Genomic DNA, 18,934 nt, shown 5'->3' on the forward strand with positions numbered 1-18,934 from the left:
GCGAGACCTATCATGAAAGGAACACTTTCGTAACCGCCGCGCGATAGGCCTGTCAGCCGATCCATTGGGCTGGCGAATGCTGCATTGCACGCAATGCGCGCGTTTTCGTCCGTTTTCTGATGTCACCGGTCTATCCGCGTGGCGGATCGCTTTGATCCCTTTCACAATAAGGAGTCACTAACATGATTGCTCAGAAGAATGGCGCAACCGACGCAACGTGCGTCTCGCGGCGCACGACAATCGCGGCCATGGCTGCGATTGTCGTGCTCGCCGGCACGGTCCCCGGTTCGGCGCGTAGCCAGGGCGCCACCATCAAGATCGGCGTGCCGGTCCCGTTGTCGGGCAGTAGCGCTAACGCCGGTCAGGACATCGTCAACGGTGCCAAACTGGCCGCCGCCAAAATCAATGCGGCCGGCGGCGTGCTCGGCAAGCAGATCGAACTGGTGCCGGAAGACGACGCCTGCGACGCGCAGACGGCTGTACAGGCAGCGCAAAAACTCGTCGACGCAGGCGTTGTCGCGGTAGCAGGCGGTTACTGCTCCAGCGCGGCGCTGCCGGAATTGACAACCTTTCATCGCGCCGGCATTCCCTACGTGATGGACGCGTCGACCAATCCCAAACTGACCGAGATGGGCTACGAGAACGTGTTCCGCACGATCGGCCGTGACGACGAACAGGGTCCGTTTGCCGCCAATTTCATCAAGAACTTCCTGCACGCGAAACGCGCGGCTGTCATCAACGACAACACGACCTATTCCAAGGGCCTCGCCGACAACACAGTGGAAGCGCTGAAAAAGAACGGCGTCGACGTTGTCTACGACGATGCGATCACACCCGGCCAGATGGATTACTCGCCGACACTGACCCATGTCGCCGCGCTGAAACCGGACGTCATCTACTACACCGGCTACTTCGCCGAGGCCGGCCTGATGGTGAAAGAGGCGCGGCAACTGGGGATGAAAATGACGCTGATGGGCGGTGACGCCACCAACGACCCCACGCTGATGAAAACCGCCGGCCCCGCAGCCGACGACATGGTCATCACCACGGCGCCACTGGCGCAGTTCCTGAGTGCCGCGCACGGCTACGTCGACGACTATACGAAGGCTTACGGACAAGGTCCCGGCCCCTATTCCGTCTATGAATACGATGCCGTCGGGGTCACTGCAAAGGCGATCGCGAACGCAAAATCGACGACACCCGCTGCGATCAGTGCTGCTCTGCACAAGATTTCGGGCTATCAGGGCGTGACCGGAACAATCAGCTTCAATGCGAAAGGTGACCGCAGCAACGCGGTGTATATCGTCATCACGGTGCGCGGCGGCAATTTCGCGCCTTATCAGCGTCTTGATTCGGGCGGGCACTGGGTGGCGATGAAGTAGGCCCTGTCGCGCACCGGGCCCGGTCATGAGCACCTTTTTCCAGTTCGTCATCGAAGGGCTGACGACGGGCTCGTTCTATGCCCTCGTCGCCCTCGGCTACACGATGGTCTACGGGATCATCCGGCTGATCAATTTCGCTCACGGTGATCTGTTCATGGTCGGCGCATTCGTCGGCTGGACCGCGTTGACCGCGCTCGCCGCGGCACACCTGCCGCTCGCACTGACGCTGCTGATTGCGCTCGTGGCTTCGATGGCCGTGACCGGCGCCCTTGGTCTCGCCATCGAGCGGCTGGCGTATCAACCGTTGTTGCGCGCGCCGCGGCTGTCGATTCTGATCACCGCGCTCGGTGTTTCGCTCGCGCTGGAAAACGGCGTGCTGCTGCTCTACGGCGCCGGCTTTGATACCTATCCGCACGTGCTCAGCCAGGCAGGCCTGGATCTGCTCGGCGTGCGGGTCAGTTTCACGCAGATCGGCATCATCGTGGCGAGCTTTGCGCTGATGCTGGCGCTGTATTTCTTCGTTCATCACACCTTCCTCGGCACGGCCATGCGCGCGCTGGCAATCGATCAGGACGCAGCGCGTCTGATGGGCGTGAATGTCGAGCGGCTGATCCAGTTGACCTTCCTGCTCGGTTCCGTGCTGGCCGCCGTCGCAGGCGTGATGGAAGGGCTCTACTACACGCAGATCAATTTCTTCATGGGCTTTGTGCTGGGTCTGCGTGCTTTCACCGCCGCTGTTCTCGGCGGCATCGGCAACATTCCGGGTGCGATGGCCGGCGGCATTCTGATCGGCCTGCTCGAAGCGTTCGGCGCGGGCTATGTCTCGTCGCAGTGGACCGATGTGCTGGTCTTCGGTGTGCTAATCGGTGTGCTCGTCATCAAGCCGACCGGCTTGTTCGGCGAACGCGTCGTCGAGAGAATGTAGGCCATGCGTGCGGCGCAAGCTTCAGCGCGTTGGCGCCGTCCTGCAGCCGGCGTCGGCCTCCTGATCGCCGCCGTGGCGCTGCCGGCTGTCGCCAGCAGCTATATCGTCGATGTCGGCCTGACTATCGCCACCTATTCGATCCTCGGCCTGGGGCTGAATATCGTAGTCGGCTATGCCGGGCTGCTGGATCTGGGCTATGCCGCCTTCTTCGCCATCGGCGCGTACACGACGGCGCTGCTGGAAACCCTGCTGCACTTCTCGTTCTGGGAAACGCTGCCGTTCAGTCTCGCGTTTGCCGGCGCTTCGGGCATCGTGATCGGCTACCCCACGCTGCGCCTGCGCAGCGACTATCTGGCGATCGTCACGCTGGGATTCGGCGAGATCACGCGCATCATTGCCACCAATCTGCGGATTACGGGCGGGCCGAACGGCATCTACGGTATCGACAGCCCGAACCTGTTCGGCTACGAAATCAGCTCGCCTCATGCGGTGTACGAACTGGGTATCGCGTTCCTCGTGGTGGTGCTCGTGTTTGCGATCCGCCTTGGTCAGTCGCGGCTCGGCCGCGCCTGGACCAGCATCCGCGAGGACGAGGCGGCGGCCGAGGCCGTCGGCGTGCCGACGCTGCGCGTCAAGCTGCTGGCCTACGTCATGGGCGCATTGATCGGCGGACTGGGCGGCAGCCTGTTCGCCGCGCGCTTCGGGACCATCGACCCGACCGGCTTCACCTATCTGCAGTCCGTCACGATCCTGATCATCGTCGTGCTGGGCGGCCGAGGCAGTATTCCCGGCGTGATACTCGGCGCCGTTATCGTTGCCGGCCTGCCCGAGCTGCTGCGGTTTCTCAACCTTTGGCGCATCTTCGGCTTCGCGATCGGGCTGGTGATTCTGATGCTGCTCCGGCCGCAAGGGCTGTGGCCGGCGCCACTGCGCCGCGTCGCGCCGCCGCGCGAGGGCGCCGGTGCCGCAAAGCCCGCGCGCCGTCAGATCGTCACCGATGAAATCCTGCTCGATGTGCGCGACATGCAGCGCCGCTTTGGCGGGGTGCGTGCAGTGGGCGGCGTCAGTTTCACCGTGCGCGGCGGCGAGATTCTCAGCCTGATCGGCCCGAACGGCGCAGGCAAAACCACGGTGTTCAACTGTCTCACCGGGGTGACGCGCCTGAGCGGCGGTCAGGTTCTCTGGCGCGGCGCATCGCTGGTTGGCGGCGCACCGCATCGCATCGTCCATCGCGGGATGGCGCGCACGTTCCAGGGCATCCGCCTGTTCGCCAACATGACGGCTTTCGAGAATGTGCTGATCGGCATGGACCATCGGCTCAGAATGCCATTGATCGCAGAACTGCTTGCACTGCCCTCTGCTCGCTCCGAGGAGGCCGATCACGCAGCGGAAGGCCTCGGCTGGCTTGGCTTCGTCGGCCTCGGCGCCCGGGCGGGCGAACGCGCCGCCGACCTGCCTTATGGCGATCAACGCCGCCTGGAGATTGCTCGCGCGCTCGCCAGCAACCCCTATCTTCTGCTGCTGGACGAACCCGCAGCGGGAATGAATCCGACCGAGAAGCACGCATTGATGGAGCTGATCCGGCGTATTCGGGATCTTGGCGTGACGGTGCTGCTGATCGAACACGACATGATGCTGGTAATGGGCGTGTCGGACCGGATCATCGTCATGGACCATGGCGTCATCATCGCCGAGGGAACGCCCGGCGAGATCCAGGCCGACCCTCGTGTAATTGATGCCTATCTCGGTACAGCCGGGATTGACGAAGCGGCCGACGATGCCGCCGGGGAGACCTCGCTGTGGGACTCCTAACGATCCGCGATCTGCATGTCAGCTATGGGAACGTGGAGGTTCTGCACGGCCTCTCGCTGGACGTCGGAGAAGGTGAGATCGTGGCCTTGCTCGGCAGCAACGGCGCGGGCAAGACCACGACGCTACGCGCCATTTCCGGACTGATTCGCTCGCGCGCCGGACAGATCGTGATGGCCGGGCAGCCGCTCACCGAACTGCGGGCTCACCAGATCGTGGCCCTGGGTCTTGGCCACGTACCGGAAGGCCGACGCATGTTCGGCGCGCTGAGCGTCGAGGAGAATCTGCGGCTCGGTGGTTATCTGATCCGGACCGACGGCGCGTTGCTGGGAGAGCGGATGGCCGGGGTCTATCGGACTTTCCCGCGGCTCGGAGAGCGGCGCGGTCAGTTGGCGGGCACGCTCAGCGGCGGCGAACAGCAGATGCTCGCGATCGCACGCGCGCTGATGCTGCGGCCTCGCGTCGTGCTGCTGGACGAGCCGTCCATGGGATTGGCGCCGAAACTGGTCCGGGTGATCTTCGGCATGATTGCCGACATCTGCAACGAAGGCACCTCGATTCTTCTCGTCGAGCAGAACGCAAGGCAGGCACTGCGTATCGCTCATCGGGCCTACGTGCTGGAAAGCGGCCGCATCGCGCTGGCCGGTCCTGCCAGGGATCTGGCGCAGGATAGCCGGGTTCGCGCGGCGTATCTGGGTGGGAGTGCGGTTACGACGAAGTGATATCAGATCGAGCGGATGCCATACCAAACCGGAGGTGCTTCGCGCGTAATCGAGTAGATATATTCCGTGTTTCCCAGAACAACAGATGGACGCCACTAAGGTTGCGCCTGACGGACCCAAAAACAAAAAGCCGTTGAATCCTTTTAGATTCAACGGCTTATCATTCAGTTCTGGCGGAGAGACGGGGATTCGAACCCCGGATAGGTTATTAACCTATACACGCTTTCCAGGCGTGCGACTTAAACCGCTCATCCATCTCTCCGGCGGGGAGCCGAATTATAGCAAACTTCGCGCCCTGCGCCACACCCATGCGCAAACACGCTTAAGGATGCCGGATGTAGTCCACCAGCGCCCTCGTATAAGCGTCCGGTTTCCGGTCGATCAGACTCACTGCGATCGCCACCAGAAACCCCGCCGGTACGCCGAACACGCCTGAGCTGATCGGTTCGATCCCAAACCAGCGCGCACCCGCGAAGCCCGTCATCTGCGTGAAGAACGGATACGTCGAGACGATGTAGTAAATGCAGACCACGAGCCCCGCCACCATGCCCGCGACTGCGCCAAGCCGCGTGGTGCGTTTCCAGAACACGCCCAGCACCAGCACCGGAAACAGGCTCGAAGCCGCCAGCGAAAATGCCGCCCCAACCAGAAAGAGAATATTCCCCGTATTCAGCGAAGCTACATACGACGCGAAAAGCGCGACCCCGAGCAACAATATCTTCGAGATCGTCACGCGCCGCTGGCTCGATGCCGTCGGATCGACCATGTGATAGTAGACGTCGTGCGATAGCGCGTTGGCAATCGTCAGCAGCAAACCGTCCGCAGTCGAAAGCGCCGCAGCCAGCGCACCGGCCGCGATCAACCCCGACATCACATACGGCAGCCCCGCGATTTCAGGCGCGGCGAGCACCACCATATCCGGCTGCATCTGGATCTCACTCCAACGCACGATGCCGTCGCCATTCGTATCGGCAAGGCTGATCAGACTCGGCTCGACCTTGCGCCATTGCGTAAGCCACTGCGGCAAATCGGCAAAGTGATGGCCGACCAGGTTGCTCAACATCTCATACTTGATCAGCACGGCCAGCACGGGCACCGTCAGATAGAACAGCGCGACGAAGAACAACGTCCAGCCGACCGAGCGTCGCGCGGAGGCCACCGAGGTCGTCGTGTTGTAGCGTGTCAGGATGTGCGGCAGGCTCGCCGTGCCCAGCGACAGGCACAGCAGCAGTGACAGGAAATTGCGCTCGTGGGTGCGCCGGTCCTCTTCGCTCGTCACGGGAAATGCTTCGTGCATCGGCACCGGCGCGGCCGCGCGCATCAGCATCTCGTCGCGGAGTTGGGTCCAGACGATCTGCGCGGCGGCGGCGTCGCGTGGAAACTGTTCGAGCGCTTTCTCACGTTCCTTGATATCGCGTAGCGGACCGTTGTGGCGGCGCAAGTCCGCGACTTCCTGCGTGAGGCGCAGCTTCTCGTCAACGAACGATTGCGGCAGCGTATCGAGCCGCATCTGCATCAGATCGGCGCGCCGCCGATAGTCGTCGCGTACGGTCTGTTCGAGCGGTGCGTCGCGCACCTGCTTCTCGAGTCCTTCGACGCGCTCCATCAAGCGCCCATAGTTGAACTGCGGCACCCAGCCGAGGCCGTCCTTATGCGCGATCATCGACACGGGAATCAGAATCGCCGCAATCAGGATGATGTATTGCGCGACCTGGGTCCACGTCACGGCACGCATGCCGCCCAGAAACGAGCACACGAGAATTCCCGCCAGCCCGCAGAAAATGCCGATCGCGAAATCGACGCCGATAAAACGCGTCGCTATCAGTCCGACACCCTGAATCTGCGCGACCAGATAAACGAACGAGCACAGGATCGCCGCTAACGCCGCAAGCCCACGCACCGCGTTGCTCGAAAAGCGCGTGCCGAGAAAGTCGGGGATCGTGTAGCGCGCGAGCTTGCGCACATACGGCGCGAGCAGAAATGCGACGAGACAATAGCCGCCGGTCCAACCCATCAGGTACGCGAGACCGTCATATCCGGTCGCATAAATCGACCCGGCGAGGCCGATGAACGATGCAGCGGACAACCAGTCGGCCGCAGTCGCCATGCCGTTGAAGAAGGACGGCACGCGCCGCCCGGCCACGTAGTATTCGACGAGGTCCGATGTGCGCGACAGCAAGCCAATCACCGCATACACGGCGATCGGCACGAACAGGAACACATAACCGATCCACACACCCGGGCCGGTGGTCCGCTCGATAAGCCACATCACGTAGATGAAAAGCAGGAAACCGAGCGTATAGAGCGCGTATGAACGAATCAGCCGGTTCGTGAGCTTCATCGGCTCAGCTTCCCGGCGCGATGGGCGCGCGAGCATCGGCACCGGCGCCGCCGATGCTCGAACCCGCATCGGCATCCGCATCGAAAGCGCGCTGCAGACGGCGGTCGGCACGCTGCATCAGCACGATGTAAACGACGATCAACGCGACGTAAATCAGAATCGCCCCTTGTGCACCGAAGTAGAACGGCAACCTGAAGCCCATGAAGCGCACGTGCTCCAATGCCGGCGCCACCAGCGGCAAAACGAACGACACCACGAAGCCCACCGTCATCAACGCCGCGATCAAGGCGAGATTGAAACGCCAGTACTTCTGATGCGCGCGCGCCATCGCAACCGAGACCGCAGGGGGTTCAGGCACGGGATTGAGCGTAGCGTGAGAGGTGTGGTGCGGCGCGGCCATGCGCCTATGTATCAAAAAGCCACCGGGCAGGCAATCGGGATTGTCCGCGCGGTGGCTTTAACAGCCTGACTTCAGTGGTCGATACCTGGGTCTGGTCAAGAGCGCATCGTCCGGGACGCGCTTTCCGCAAACCCTGGCAAACCCAGGCTCAGAGCGACTCGCCGAGCTGATCGAGAATCGCCGGGTTCTCCAGGGTCGACACGTCCTGGGTGATGGCCTCGCCCTTCGCGAGCGAACGCAACAGGCGGCGCATGATCTTGCCCGAACGCGTCTTCGGCAGATTCTCGCCGAAGCGGATGTCCTTCGGCTTGGCGATCGGGCCAATCTCCTTGGCGACCCAGGCGCGCAGTTCGTTGGCGAGCTTCACCGCTTCTTCGCCTTCCGGACGCGCGCGTTTGAGCACCACGAATGCGCACACGGCTTCACCGGTCGTATCGTCAGGGCGGCCCACCACGGCCGCTTCGGCCACGATCGGGTTCGACACCAGCGCCGACTCGATCTCCATCGTGCCGAGGCGGTGGCCCGATACATTGAGCACGTCGTCGATACGCCCCATGATCGTGAAGTAGCCGGTGTCCTTGTCGCGCACCGCGCCGTCGCCGGCGAGATACAGCTTGCCGCCGAGCTCTTCCGGGAAGTAGCTCTTCTTGTAGCGATCCGGATCGCCCCACACGTTGCGCAGCATCGCCGGCCACGGACGCTTCACCACCAGAATGCCGCCCTGCCCGTTTGGCACGTCCTGGCCGGTTTCGTCGACCACCGCGGCCATGATGCCCGGCAGCGGCAGCGTGCACGAACCCGGCACCAAAGGCGTCGCGCCCGGCAGCGGCGTGATCATGTGGCCGCCGGTCTCGGTTTGCCACCACGTGTCGACGATGGGGCAACGGCCGCCGCCGACGTTCTCGTGATACCACACCCAGGCTTCCGGATTGATCGGCTCGCCGACCGTGCCGATGATGCGCAGCGTCGACAGGTCATAGCTCTTCGGATGCACTTTCGCGTCTGCTTCGGCGGCCTTGATGAGCGAGCGGATCGCCGTGGGCGCGGTATAGAACAGCGTGACCTTGTGCCTCGCGATCATGTCCCAGAAGCGGCCGGCGTTCGGATAGGTCGGCACGCCTTCGAACACGACCTGGGTGCCGCCGAGCGCCAACGGACCATACGTGATGTAGCTGTGCCCGGTGATCCAGCCGATGTCGGCGGTACACCAGAACACATCCGTGGGCTTCCAGTCGAAGGTCCACTTCATGGTCTGCGCGGCCCACAGCAGATAGCCGCCGGTGCTGTGCTGCACGCCCTTCGGCTTGCCCGTCGAACCCGAGGTGTAAAGAATGAACAGCGGATGCTCGGCGCCGACCCACTCCGGCGCGCATTGATCCGATTCGGCTTGCGTGAGTTCGTGCATCCACAGATCGCGGCTATCGTTCCACGCGATCTTGCCGCCGGTGCGCTTGTAGACGATCACGCTCTTCACGGCGTCGCAGCCGCCCATGGCGATGGCTTCGTCGGCGATGTTCTTCAGCGGCAGTGCTTTGCCACCGCGCATCTGTTCGTCGGAGGTCACGAGCGCCACCGCGCCCACATCCACGAGGCGCTCATTGAGCGACTTCGACGAGAAGCCGCCGAACACCACCGAATGCGTGGCGCCGATCCGTGCGCAAGCCTGCATCGCGACGATGCCTTCGATCGACATCGGCATATAAATCACGACGCGATCGCCCTTCTTCACGCCGCGTTTTTTCAGCGCATTCGCAAAGCGCGACACACGTTGCAGCAGATCGTTATAGGTGAGGTTGGTGACGGTGCCGTCGTCGGCCTCGAAGACGATCGCCACGCGCTCGCCGTTACCCGCTTCGACATGACGGTCGATGCTGTTGTACGAGGCGTTCAACTGGCCGTCTTCGAACCAGGTGTAGAAAGGCGCCTTCGACTCGTCGAGCACCTTGCTGAAAGGCTTGTTCCAGCTGAGCGTCTCGCGGGCGAGGCGCCCCCAGAAACCCTCGTAATCGCGTTCCGCTTCGGCGGCCAGCGCCCGGTACGCATCCATGCCGGAAATCGTAGCGCCAGCCGCTGCTTCAGCGGAGGGCGGAAAAACACGGCGTTCGTGAAGAACCGATTCAATCGCAGACATCGACAACCCCTTGGTGAAGATGAAACGTAAAACCTGTGCCGGCGCACCTTGGGTGCGCCATGTCATGCCGCGCGCAATGACCCGGCGCGTGTCTCCTGATCCACGAACAACATGGCACGCGCGTTGTTTCGTCTACGCAACCCATTGCCAGCTTACAAGCACGATACCGGCAGGAACTTACCCGTCACTTACACAGGCTGCTCTACCCCCGTATTGCCTCGCGTTCGCAGGTTTGCCATGTTAGCTGAAGCACTCGCACCCTGTCATGAACTTCACCCAGCCATGACCTGCCATGGCGCGCGGTCATGCAGCATCGACACCCAGGGTTGTACCTGGGGTATTCCATGTCCACGCATCACAATTGGCGGTCATCCGCGGGTTCCGATCGCGCAGGCTCTTTGCCATGCCGGCAAAAGGAGCACTCATACGACAACTACGTCCGTCGGCAGCGATGCCGGCGCCAGGTTGCGGCGCAGCGTCGTGGTCCGGAGCCACTTCAGGCGCACCATCGCACGCCCCCACCAGCGGCCGTTGCCTACCCGCGGCGACCCCAACCCGCCACGACCGTCCATGGCGTGACATCAATTCGATCACGATGGGTGCTCCTGCGAAGAAACCCCGTCGCATGTGAAAACCACTTCGCCGGACGGTGTGCAGTTGCAGTTCTATACATAAGTATGGCCTTTCGCTTCCGCTCCGCCCCTACTATTCATACGCGGGACCCACCTCATGCCGTCGGCCGCGAGGTTCCGGCTGTAAAGCCAAGGCCGTCTCTTTTACTTCAGGAATATCGACATGCAAGCTGCAACTCAGTTCAACCTTCCACAAATCAGCAATCCTTATCTATCGCTGCAGGGCAACGTAAATACCCTCTTCGGCGGGGGCGCGCAGTCACAGCTCGCGCGCGGCGCAGGAACGGCCAGCCAGATGTCGAATATGCTGAGCGGATTCTCCAAGGCATCGTTCTCTGTGTTCAGTCAAACCACCACGGCGAATGGTCAAACCAACACATTCATCGCGCAAGGGAGCGTCAGCAATCGCGGTCAGTCCGCGAATCAGCAACCGACAAATTCTGGTCACAATGACGGTCGCGGCGGCAACAGCGGCCCAACGGGCGGCAACAGCACCACAGCAGGCGGCAATCGCTGCAATGACAACTCGCGCGCGGACAACCGTGCGCCGTCGCTGCCGTCACGTAACGACTGCGGCAACAAGGACTCCGGCAAGAGCAACCCGACGCCACCGCGTAACGACTGCGGTAACAAGGACTCCGGCAAGAGCAATCCGACGCCGCCACGCAACGACTGCGGCAACAAGGACTCCGGCAAGAGCAACCCGATGCCACCGCGTAACGACTGCGGCAACAAGGACGCTGGCAAGGGCAATCAGCCGCCATCGCGCAACGACTGCGGCGGCAAGAGCAACCAGACGCAGTGGACCAACACCGCGGTGTGCAACGACAAGGCGAGCATCAACCTTGGCAACTACACGCTCGACTTCAACAAGGCCGATTCGTCGATGGTCATGACCAATACGAAATCCGGCGACACAACGAAGATCTGGGGTGATCCGCACCTGACCCAGCACGAGAACGCTGCCAACTCGTCGACTGCGATGTTCAACGGCCCGATGACGTTCATGCTGCCGGACGACACCAAGGTCACCGTCAGCACCCAGGCGGCCGCAAACAACAAGAATGTCTCGTTTGCGGACCAGGTGACGATCACCCACGGCAATCAAGCCTACCAGGTCACCGGGCTGAGCGAGCAGAACAAGTCCGGCCTCAACATCCAGAAGAGCAACAACGGCCGTGCGCTCGACGCCGCCACACCGGACGGCTATACCGTCCTCGCCGCTCGCAACGGCAGCGGCTGGATCGATCCGGTCACAGGCAAGCAACCGACGGCTGACAACATCCAGAAAGCCAACACGTAAGCAAACCGCAGGATGAGGGGGCAATTGCGGCAGCCATTGCCCCCAACGGATGCCGCACGCACGTTTCGCCGATCGAATGCGGCATCCAACCGCTCTCCCGAGCGCCCCCTTCCCCGTTCGCCTTCCCTGTGGACCAACCGCCAGCACGCCCTTGCAAGCGAACTGCTTGCTCCGCCGCCCGTAGTCGCGGCGAAAATCGTCAAGCGGACGTTCAAGTGCCGCGGTGGGTCCCGCCCCAGCGATCACTGTCGCCGTGCTGCTCAAGCCGCCCCTCCATTCATTTGTCATCCTTATTGGTCGTAGGTTGGAAACCCTACGATACGGTCTGCGCCGGTTACAAACTGAAAAAATACGTAGCGATAGATACGACCTTGCAACGAAGCCTAAGCGTTCAAATGGACTCGCACCTCTTCTCTGGAGAGGTGTTCGGCAAAGCCGATTCCGATGTCTAACTTCAGCAAGGTACGCAAAATGCAAGTCGATTCATCCAACAGTCAACAGAACGTTGTCACCCCTGTCACAGCGGACCAGAACGGTGGCCAAAGTACCAAAGGTGTCCAACCACAGGCACGGCCCGCGGTGTACGACACATCAGCTGCCGGCAACACGCAACAGCTAGACTCAGGTGGCGCAGGGTCCGACCAGGTTCAAAAAGGGCCGCCCCCTGCCGATCTCAATGCCAAAACCTATTGGCATCTGGGCCCTAACGGCGAACACGTGTATGACGGATACTCTCCAGCACCGAACCCACACCCCGCAAATGCAGGGCACGAGACGCCAGCGGATGTCTTCGGGCGCGGCTTCACAGACGGCATCACACATCCGGGACAAACCATAGGCAAGATCGTGGATATAAAGAAGGGCGACGGTACCCATGACGGTGAGATACTCGGCGAGAAGATCGATCATGTGTTGGAACAACTGCCCATCTTCAAGAACGCAGAATCTATCACTCGGGCTATCGCCGGCCAGAAAAAACCGGACGGCACCCCAGAAGTGCCGCAGATTACGGACCTTGTGCAAGGCGGGCGCGAAACCCTACCGACCGGCGAGGCTCCCGGGGCCCCCGCGACCGGAGCGCCTTCGACGGCGAAACCAGGCGAACCGGCCACGGCTTCGACGACGAAACCGGCCGAGCAGCCCCCAGCTTCGACGGCGAAACCAGGCGAGCAGCACGCGTCTGCGAGCAGCTCGAACTTCGACGCCGTGCCCCAGCAATACGCCGGCAAGCCAAGCGGCAACCTGGAAGCGGACCCGAACAGTCCCGGCGTTTTCAGGGACGAGAAAGGCCAGGCTTACATCCAGGCAGCTGATAAGGACTGGCCAGTCAACTACGACAAGGACAACGGCACATGGCGAGTCTACAATCCCGCCGACGCGTCGAAGCCTCAGCAGCCTGTCCAACTCGACCAGCAAGGCAACTGGCAAACCCACGACAATGTCGGCCTCAAAGGCGGGAACCCCGGCGATACCGCGGCTGGCGGCAGCAATGCGAACAACCGGGAGCGGCTCAACACGGAGACGCAGAATTCGCCAACCGGCAATCAGCCGGGCTCGTACACCAACTCCGTCAACGCGGTCAACGGTTTACTGCAGCGCCTCGGTATCAATCTTTCGGACCAGTCCGCGGAAACCATCATCAACAATGTGCATCATGTGGATGCCGGGGAACTGTCTCACGCCGGTGCGTCAGCACGCGAAGCCTGGACCTTCGCACGCGATGTCGCGGACCCCCACCTACCGATGAAAGACCGCTATGCCGCAGCATTCGGCATGGTCCTAAACGGCATTGTGTCGCCGGCTTACCATGCAGAGTTCGATCTGGAGAACTACCACTTCGGAAAAAATCAAACGCAGGATCTGCGCCAGGCGATGCAAAGGTTCATTCAGAATGACCCCCACTCCTAACCAGTATTGAAGGTGAACGGCGGTGGAGGGGCGCCCCTCCACCGCCGCTCGCCGCAGCTTTCTCAGCACGGCGGTGCTAACCATGCTCACGACTCTCGCGCGCCCCGCGTGCGAGAGCCGCCCGCCAACGCTCTTTGGCATCGTCATGCCGGATCCGCTCGACATTCCAGTCCCGCAACGCTTCCCCCACATCGTGGCGCGCCCGCGCGTGCGCGTACTGCGCGTCGCTCAGTTGCTGCTGCAGCATGGGCGTCTGTCCATCGTGCGCACGGAGAGTCGCATGCCATTGCCCTCCGGCCCTCTGATCGCGTCGACAGAACGCGAGCACGTGTTGCCGCGCGGTTGCGTGCCGCTCCAGCACGGCGACCTTTTCAGCCACCGCCGCAGCCGCCCCCCGCTCACGTCGGCGCGCCTCCGCCAGCACACGAAGTCTGCGGCGCACCCGCAAACCGCGCACCCTCGCGAGCAGCCGCCAAAGATCCGCCTCCTGCGCCGCGCTGCGCATCACACCGGGGACGCATCCGCGCACAACACCTGCAACAGCGCGCGCGTTTCGGCCCACGAACTGCAGCGGTCGTACGGCTGACACAGAAAGCGCTGGATCGCCGGGCGCTGGTCGATCGCGCGGTCGGTCTCGGCGTCGTTACCCCGCTCGTATTCGCCGATCTGCAGCAACATCTCGACCTCCTCATACCGCGCCAACCAATCGCGCACGCGGTTGGCATCGGCGCGCTGCGCGGCATCGGCAACACGATTCATCAGGCGGCTGCGGCTGCGCAGAATGTCGATCGCGGGATAGTGGCCGGACGCGCCCAGTTTCGACGACAGCTGGATGTGCCCGTCGAGCAGCGAGCGCGCCTCTTCGGCAACCGGATCGGACAGATCGGTTTCGTCGGCGAGCACGGTATAGAAGGCCGTGATGCTCCCTCGTCCCGTTACGCCCGCCGATTCGATCAGCCGCGGCAATTGCGCGAACACGCTCGGTGGAAAGCCGCCGCGCAGGGGCGGCTCCCCGACCGCCAGGCCGAGCTCGCGCAGCGCCCGCGCATAGCGCGTCAGCGAGTCGAACAGCAGCAGCACATTGCGACCCGTCGCTCGCAAGTCCGCCGCGACTTTCGCCGCGAGTTCCGCCGCTTTGATCCGCTCCGCAGCGGGACGGTCGGACGTCGAAGCAATCACGATGGTCGAGGCACGCCGGTGTGCAAGATGGTCATGAATGAATTCGGCCACCTCGCGGCCCCGCTCGCCGATCAGCGCCACCACGACCGCATCGGTCGACGCGCCGTTGGCGATCATGCCCATGATCGTGCTCTTGCCTCCGCCTGCCGGCGCAAAGATGCCTGTGCGCTGGCCAACGCCGCAGGTGAGCAGGCCGTCGATCGCGCGCACGCCGGTAGCAAACGGCGTGGCGATCACTGGCCGTTCGAGCGGATTGAGCGTCGCCCCGGCATCGACGTGCGCTGCCGCGCCCGGTGCGAGCGGCTGTGGCGCGGGGCCGCCGTCGAGCGGATTGCCAAGCCCGTCGACCACCCGTCCAAGCAGCCTCGCTGCATCGAACGTGCCCCACGCCGAGCCACAGCCTTGCACCTCGGTGATGTCGGAAAGGCCCGTCAAACCGGCGAGCGGCATGACAAGCGCGCCATCGTGCGCAAAGCCGACCACTTCGCCGTATTGCGCCTCGAACGTATCCGGGCGCACCAGCCGCACCTTCTCGCCGATCCGTAACGACACCCCCACCACCCGCGCAACCACGCCGCGCGCTTCGACCACCCGGCCGCGCAGCGCCGGCGCAGAGGTCAACACCGGTACGTTATTTCCGGACGAACGCAGCATGTTCCGGGTCATGCCGCCCCCAGCGTCGCGACTGTCTGAACACGGTAGACATCGAGTGGAATCTCTTCGATCGCCAGCACCGGAACACGCCAGCCGAAGTCGCTGAACACACGTGCAAGATGCGGACGCAGCACAGCATTCGTGACAACCAGACGGATCCAGGACAGGTCCGCTGCAAGGATCTGCTGCACATAGGTGAGTTGTTCTGCGGACAGCACGCACTGCGGTTCGCCGTCGACGCCGCTTCTGATCTGCGCTTCGAGGCTGGCCTCCCATGCCGGATCCAGCACGGCCGCCGAGATTGTCCATGTCTCAAGATCCGCATAACCACGCGTCATTTGCCGTCCAAGCTGGATGCGCGCTTCCCGCACCATCCGGTCGATCGTGCGCTCACCCGCCGGCACGCGCACGACAGCTTCGAGAATCGCACGCAGGTTGCGAATTGGCACGCGCTGCTGCAGCAGTTGCCGCAGCACGCTCGCAATCTGCACTGTGCTCGCCGCCTGCGCCGCCTGCGCGACCAGCTCGCGAAATTCGATCGCCAGTTGATCGAGCAGGAAGCGCGTCTCCTGCGTGCCGAGAAAATCGGCCGCCGAACGTTCGCAGATCTCGGCGAGGTGATCGCACAATGCTTCGTCGACACTCGCCTTCTGAATTCCCGGATCGCTGATCGACGCCGCCGTTGCGCTCGGCACCCAGACCGATTTCGCCATGCGCGGCCGGTAGCCTTCGACTCCTTCGAACACAATCAGGCTTTCAGCGCCGCTCACGAGCGTGTGGGCTGCAACCAGCGTGCTGCTCGCAAACGGCACGTCCTCGATATCGACGATATAGCGCTCCGGCGCGAGCCGTGCATCGCGCAGCAACGCGAGACCGGGAAACGGCACACCCAGCTCGACCATCAGGCGGCGGCGCAACTGGCCGAGCTGCCGGTTCAGCGCCTCGGGCCGCAACGCATCGAAAGCTTTCAAGCCGAGCCGTAGCCGCAATGTGGCGCTGGTGCCCAGCTCGACGTCGTCGAGGATGCGCGGCACGTAGTTGCCGCCGTCGCGCGTCATCTCAGGCATCAGCGCGCGCTGCGAGTTCGTCGCGAGCGCGGCGTTGCGGATCAGCGTAATCGCCAGCGCAAGCAGCAGTCCGCCGGCAACCAGAAACTGAATGTGCGGAAAGCCAGGAATCGCGGCCAGCAGGAGACAGGCGACGCCGGCCATCGCCAGCGCTTTCGGATGCAGCGCCAGTTGCCGGTAGATGTCCGCGCCCAGATGCGTATCCGCGCTATCGGCCGCAGCTACGCGGGTCACGAGAATACCCGCCGCCACCGACACGATCAGTGACGGAATCTGCGACACCAGGCCATCGCCGACCGTGAGAATCGTATAGGTGTGCAGCGCGTCGCCGAACGGCATGCCACGCTGCGCGATGCCGACCGCCAGCCCGCCCACGATATTCACCAGCGCGACGACGAGTCCCGCCACCGCGTCGCCCTTGACAAATTTCATCGCGCCATCGAGCGAGCCGTAGAAGTACGTCTCACGTTCGAGCGCCGCGCGCATCCGGCTCGCCTGCGCCGCCGTGATCACACCGTTGCGCATGTCGGCATCGATGCTCATCTGGCGGCCCGGAATGCCATCCAGCGTAAAGCGCGCGGCCACCTCAGCCACCCGGTCCGCCCCTTTCGCGACCACGATGAACTGGATCGCCGCGAGCACGACGAATACCACCAGTCCGACCGCAACGTTGCCACCCACCACCAGTTCGCCGAATGCGGTGATGATCTGGCCGGCGTGCGCATGCAACAGGATCATTTTGGTCGACGCGATCGCCAGCGCAAGGCGCAGTAACGTGGTGATCAGCAACAGCGACGGAAAACTCGCGAGTTCGGCGGCCTTCGAGACGTACAGCGTGGCGCTCAACATCGTCAGACTGGCGGCAAAACTCGCGCAAATAAACAGATCGAGCACGAACGGCGGCACGGGCACGATCAGCAGCGCCAGCACCGCCAGGATGCCGATGCCGACGGCGAGGTCGGCGTGACGCGCGAAAAAGGCCGAGAGATCGTAACGGCTGAGAATGGAACGGTTCGACATTTTATTGACCAAGCTCCCGATGAAGCGTGCGGCGACGGTTTTTTACGTAGAGGTCGCCTTCGTCGTCGCGGAATTCCCGTTTGATTTCGCTCTTGTCCATGCGCATTTCGCGCAGCCACAGAAAGCGCTGGATGAAATAGTCGGCGGCGGCGGGCACGATCTGCGATGCGGTTATCCAGGCCAGCAGATGCGAGTGCGAGATCGCCGTGTAGCCCAGGTGAACCGGCAGCGAGAAAGCCCAGATGGACGCGAGTTGCCGCAGCCATGCGGCGAGCGCCTGCGCGAAAAGAAAGAGCAGGATCGCGAACTGCAGCAGCGTGAGTACCGTGTCCCACAGCAGTCGCAGGCTGAACATCTGCTTGAGCCCGTTGACCGGGTTCAGACGCTTCACGTCGGGTGTTACGCGCTTCCACGCGAGCAGTCCGCGCGTCTGCACCAGTTCCGGCACCAGAACGGCGAGCACGCCGACGCCGACCGTGCTCAGTACCAGCGCCATGAACGCGTTCAGCGCGGCGAGCGTCGATACAAGCCGGTCGCCGAACACAAGGTTGGGGTCCAGTGTCGTCATATGCACCATCAGCCTCGCGCACAAGGCATACAGCCGCGGGGCCTCGATGAATAGATACAGCCACCAGCACAGACCGCTGAACGCGACCGTCAGGTGCATGCTCTTCGCGATGTCGCCGTCCTTTCGCGCGCGGCGGATCCGCTTGGGGGTCGGAGCTTCGGTCTTGTTACTCATCGCAGATGGATCACATGATCGAAGGCGATACGCAACTGGGCAAACAGCACCGGCACGCTGAGCATCGCAGCAAACGGCAGGATCATTGCCTTGACGGTGCGCGCGGTCGCGAACGGATTAAGCCGTCTCGCGTGCCGCGACATCAACCCGAAGGCGAGATCGATCAGCAGCGCAAGACCAAGCAATGGACTGGCGAGCCGTACGCCCTCGGTCAGCGAGCCCGGCAGGTCGCGCAACGCAAGATTTCGGAACAAGTCGCTCAGATCAGGATGCAGACGGCCCGGCGGCCAGAGCACCCACGCATCCGTGAAATAGCCGAACAGCAGCGGCAGCCCTGGCCCCGTAAAGAGCGTCAGGGCGGCAAACTGCGAAAACATCGTTTCGAATATCGCCGCTTCTTGCTGGAAGTGCGGATCATAGATCGCCGCGCTGGAGTAGCCACCCTGCTGATCAAGTATCGCGCCCGCTGCTGCCGCCGCGTGAAAGATCGTGCCGAGCAGCAAGCCGAGCGCAGCACCAGTCGCCGCTTCGACGCAGATCGCGGGCAGCAGCGGCGCCGGCCAGCCGATCTGTTGAGGCAGCATGGCAAGCGCTAGCAGCATCGGCAGCCGCAGCAGGATGCCAAGCGAGCCGCTTTGACCAAACGGGATGAGAAACAGCGCCACTGCAGGCCTGATCGCACAGAACGCAAAACCCTCGAAGTAGCCGGTGTAGTTCAT

The 18,934-nt window shown here is 63.0% G+C and carries 15 protein-coding genes and 1 tRNA gene; 6 read left to right on the top strand and 10 right to left on the bottom strand.

Annotated features, from left to right (window positions below):
* The first annotated feature begins 182 nt into the window (after positions 1-182).
* The 4 genes from BCY88_RS25600 to BCY88_RS25615 are packed head-to-tail and all read left to right on the top strand — an operon-like array spanning position 183 to position 4,838.
* Positions 183-1,382 carry a branched-chain amino acid ABC transporter substrate-binding protein gene (locus tag BCY88_RS25600; RefSeq protein ID WP_120346963.1) on the top strand — a complete coding sequence of 400 codons (1,200 nt, stop codon included), beginning with the start codon at positions 183-185 and terminating at the stop codon, positions 1,380-1,382.
* A 25-nt stretch (positions 1,383-1,407) separates the two neighbouring features.
* Positions 1,408-2,307 (top strand): branched-chain amino acid ABC transporter permease, encoded by a 900-nt coding sequence (locus tag BCY88_RS25605; RefSeq protein WP_120346964.1) that lies wholly within the window; start codon positions 1,408-1,410, stop codon positions 2,305-2,307.
* A 3-nt stretch (positions 2,308-2,310) separates the two neighbouring features.
* Complete coding sequence (locus BCY88_RS25610) at positions 2,311-4,119, top strand: branched-chain amino acid ABC transporter ATP-binding protein/permease (RefSeq protein WP_120346965.1); 1,809 nt, start codon at positions 2,311-2,313, stop codon at positions 4,117-4,119.
* Entirely contained in the window at positions 4,107-4,838 is a 732-nt protein-coding gene (locus BCY88_RS25615) for an ABC transporter ATP-binding protein (protein ID WP_120346966.1), read from the top strand. Before BCY88_RS25610 ends, BCY88_RS25615 begins: the two co-directional genes overlap by 13 nt.
* A gap of 171 nt (positions 4,839-5,009) precedes the next feature.
* Here the strand turns inward: BCY88_RS25615 and BCY88_RS25620 are convergent.
* The 5 genes from BCY88_RS25620 to BCY88_RS39925 form a co-directional block, all read right to left on the bottom strand.
* Positions 5,010-5,100: transfer RNA gene (locus tag BCY88_RS25620), tRNA-Ser, on the bottom strand.
* 60 nt (positions 5,101-5,160) lie between these two features.
* Positions 5,161-7,179 (bottom strand): sodium:solute symporter family protein, encoded by a 2,019-nt coding sequence (locus tag BCY88_RS25625; protein WP_120347020.1) that lies wholly within the window; start codon positions 7,177-7,179, stop codon positions 5,161-5,163.
* A 4-nt stretch (positions 7,180-7,183) separates the two neighbouring features.
* Positions 7,184-7,579, bottom strand: a complete 396-nt coding sequence (locus BCY88_RS25630) for a DUF4212 domain-containing protein (protein WP_120346967.1) — start codon at positions 7,577-7,579, stop codon at positions 7,184-7,186.
* Positions 7,580-7,727: 148 nt separating this feature from the next.
* A complete protein-coding gene (gene acs, locus BCY88_RS25635) occupies positions 7,728-9,710 on the bottom strand; it encodes an acetate--CoA ligase (RefSeq protein ID WP_120347021.1) in 1,983 nt (660 codons plus the stop codon).
* Positions 9,711-10,132: 422 nt separating this feature from the next.
* Positions 10,133-10,282: a hypothetical protein gene (locus BCY88_RS39925; RefSeq protein WP_183081446.1), complete on the bottom strand. Its 150-nt coding sequence runs from the start codon at positions 10,280-10,282 to the stop codon at positions 10,133-10,135.
* A gap of 223 nt (positions 10,283-10,505) precedes the next feature.
* Between BCY88_RS39925 and BCY88_RS25640 the strand changes: the two genes are divergently transcribed.
* On the top strand, positions 10,506-11,645 hold the full coding sequence (locus BCY88_RS25640; protein WP_120346968.1) for a DUF1521 domain-containing protein: 1,140 nt from the start codon (positions 10,506-10,508) through the stop codon (positions 11,643-11,645).
* Positions 11,646-12,116: 471 nt separating this feature from the next.
* Positions 12,117-13,553, top strand: coding sequence for a hypothetical protein (locus tag BCY88_RS25645; RefSeq protein ID WP_147408557.1), 1,437 nt, complete (start codon positions 12,117-12,119; stop codon positions 13,551-13,553).
* A 76-nt stretch (positions 13,554-13,629) separates the two neighbouring features.
* On the opposite strand, the gene BCY88_RS40455 is transcribed toward BCY88_RS25645, so the two are convergent.
* From BCY88_RS40455 to BCY88_RS25670, 5 genes are all read right to left on the bottom strand, one after another.
* Positions 13,630-13,800, bottom strand: a complete 171-nt coding sequence (locus tag BCY88_RS40455) for a hypothetical protein (protein WP_259461510.1) — start codon at positions 13,798-13,800, stop codon at positions 13,630-13,632.
* Between the two features lie 257 nt (positions 13,801-14,057).
* On the bottom strand, positions 14,058-15,386 hold the full coding sequence (locus tag BCY88_RS25655; RefSeq protein WP_120346971.1) for a FliI/YscN family ATPase: 1,329 nt from the start codon (positions 15,384-15,386) through the stop codon (positions 14,058-14,060).
* Between the two features lie 8 nt (positions 15,387-15,394).
* Complete coding sequence (locus BCY88_RS25660; RefSeq protein ID WP_120346972.1) at positions 15,395-17,473, bottom strand: flagellar biosynthesis protein FlhA; 2,079 nt, start codon at positions 17,471-17,473, stop codon at positions 15,395-15,397.
* A 1-nt stretch (position 17,474) separates the two neighbouring features.
* Complete coding sequence (locus BCY88_RS25665; RefSeq protein ID WP_120346973.1) at positions 17,475-18,215, bottom strand: EscU/YscU/HrcU family type III secretion system export apparatus switch protein; 741 nt, start codon at positions 18,213-18,215, stop codon at positions 17,475-17,477.
* On the bottom strand, positions 18,212-18,934 hold the full coding sequence (locus BCY88_RS25670) for an EscT/YscT/HrcT family type III secretion system export apparatus protein (RefSeq protein WP_120346974.1): 723 nt from the start codon (positions 18,932-18,934) through the stop codon (positions 18,212-18,214). The genes BCY88_RS25665 and BCY88_RS25670 overlap by 4 nt, the downstream gene beginning before the upstream one ends.

This window comes from Paraburkholderia fungorum (assembly GCF_003610895.1).
Taxonomy (GTDB): domain Bacteria; phylum Pseudomonadota; class Gammaproteobacteria; order Burkholderiales; family Burkholderiaceae; genus Paraburkholderia; species Paraburkholderia fungorum_B.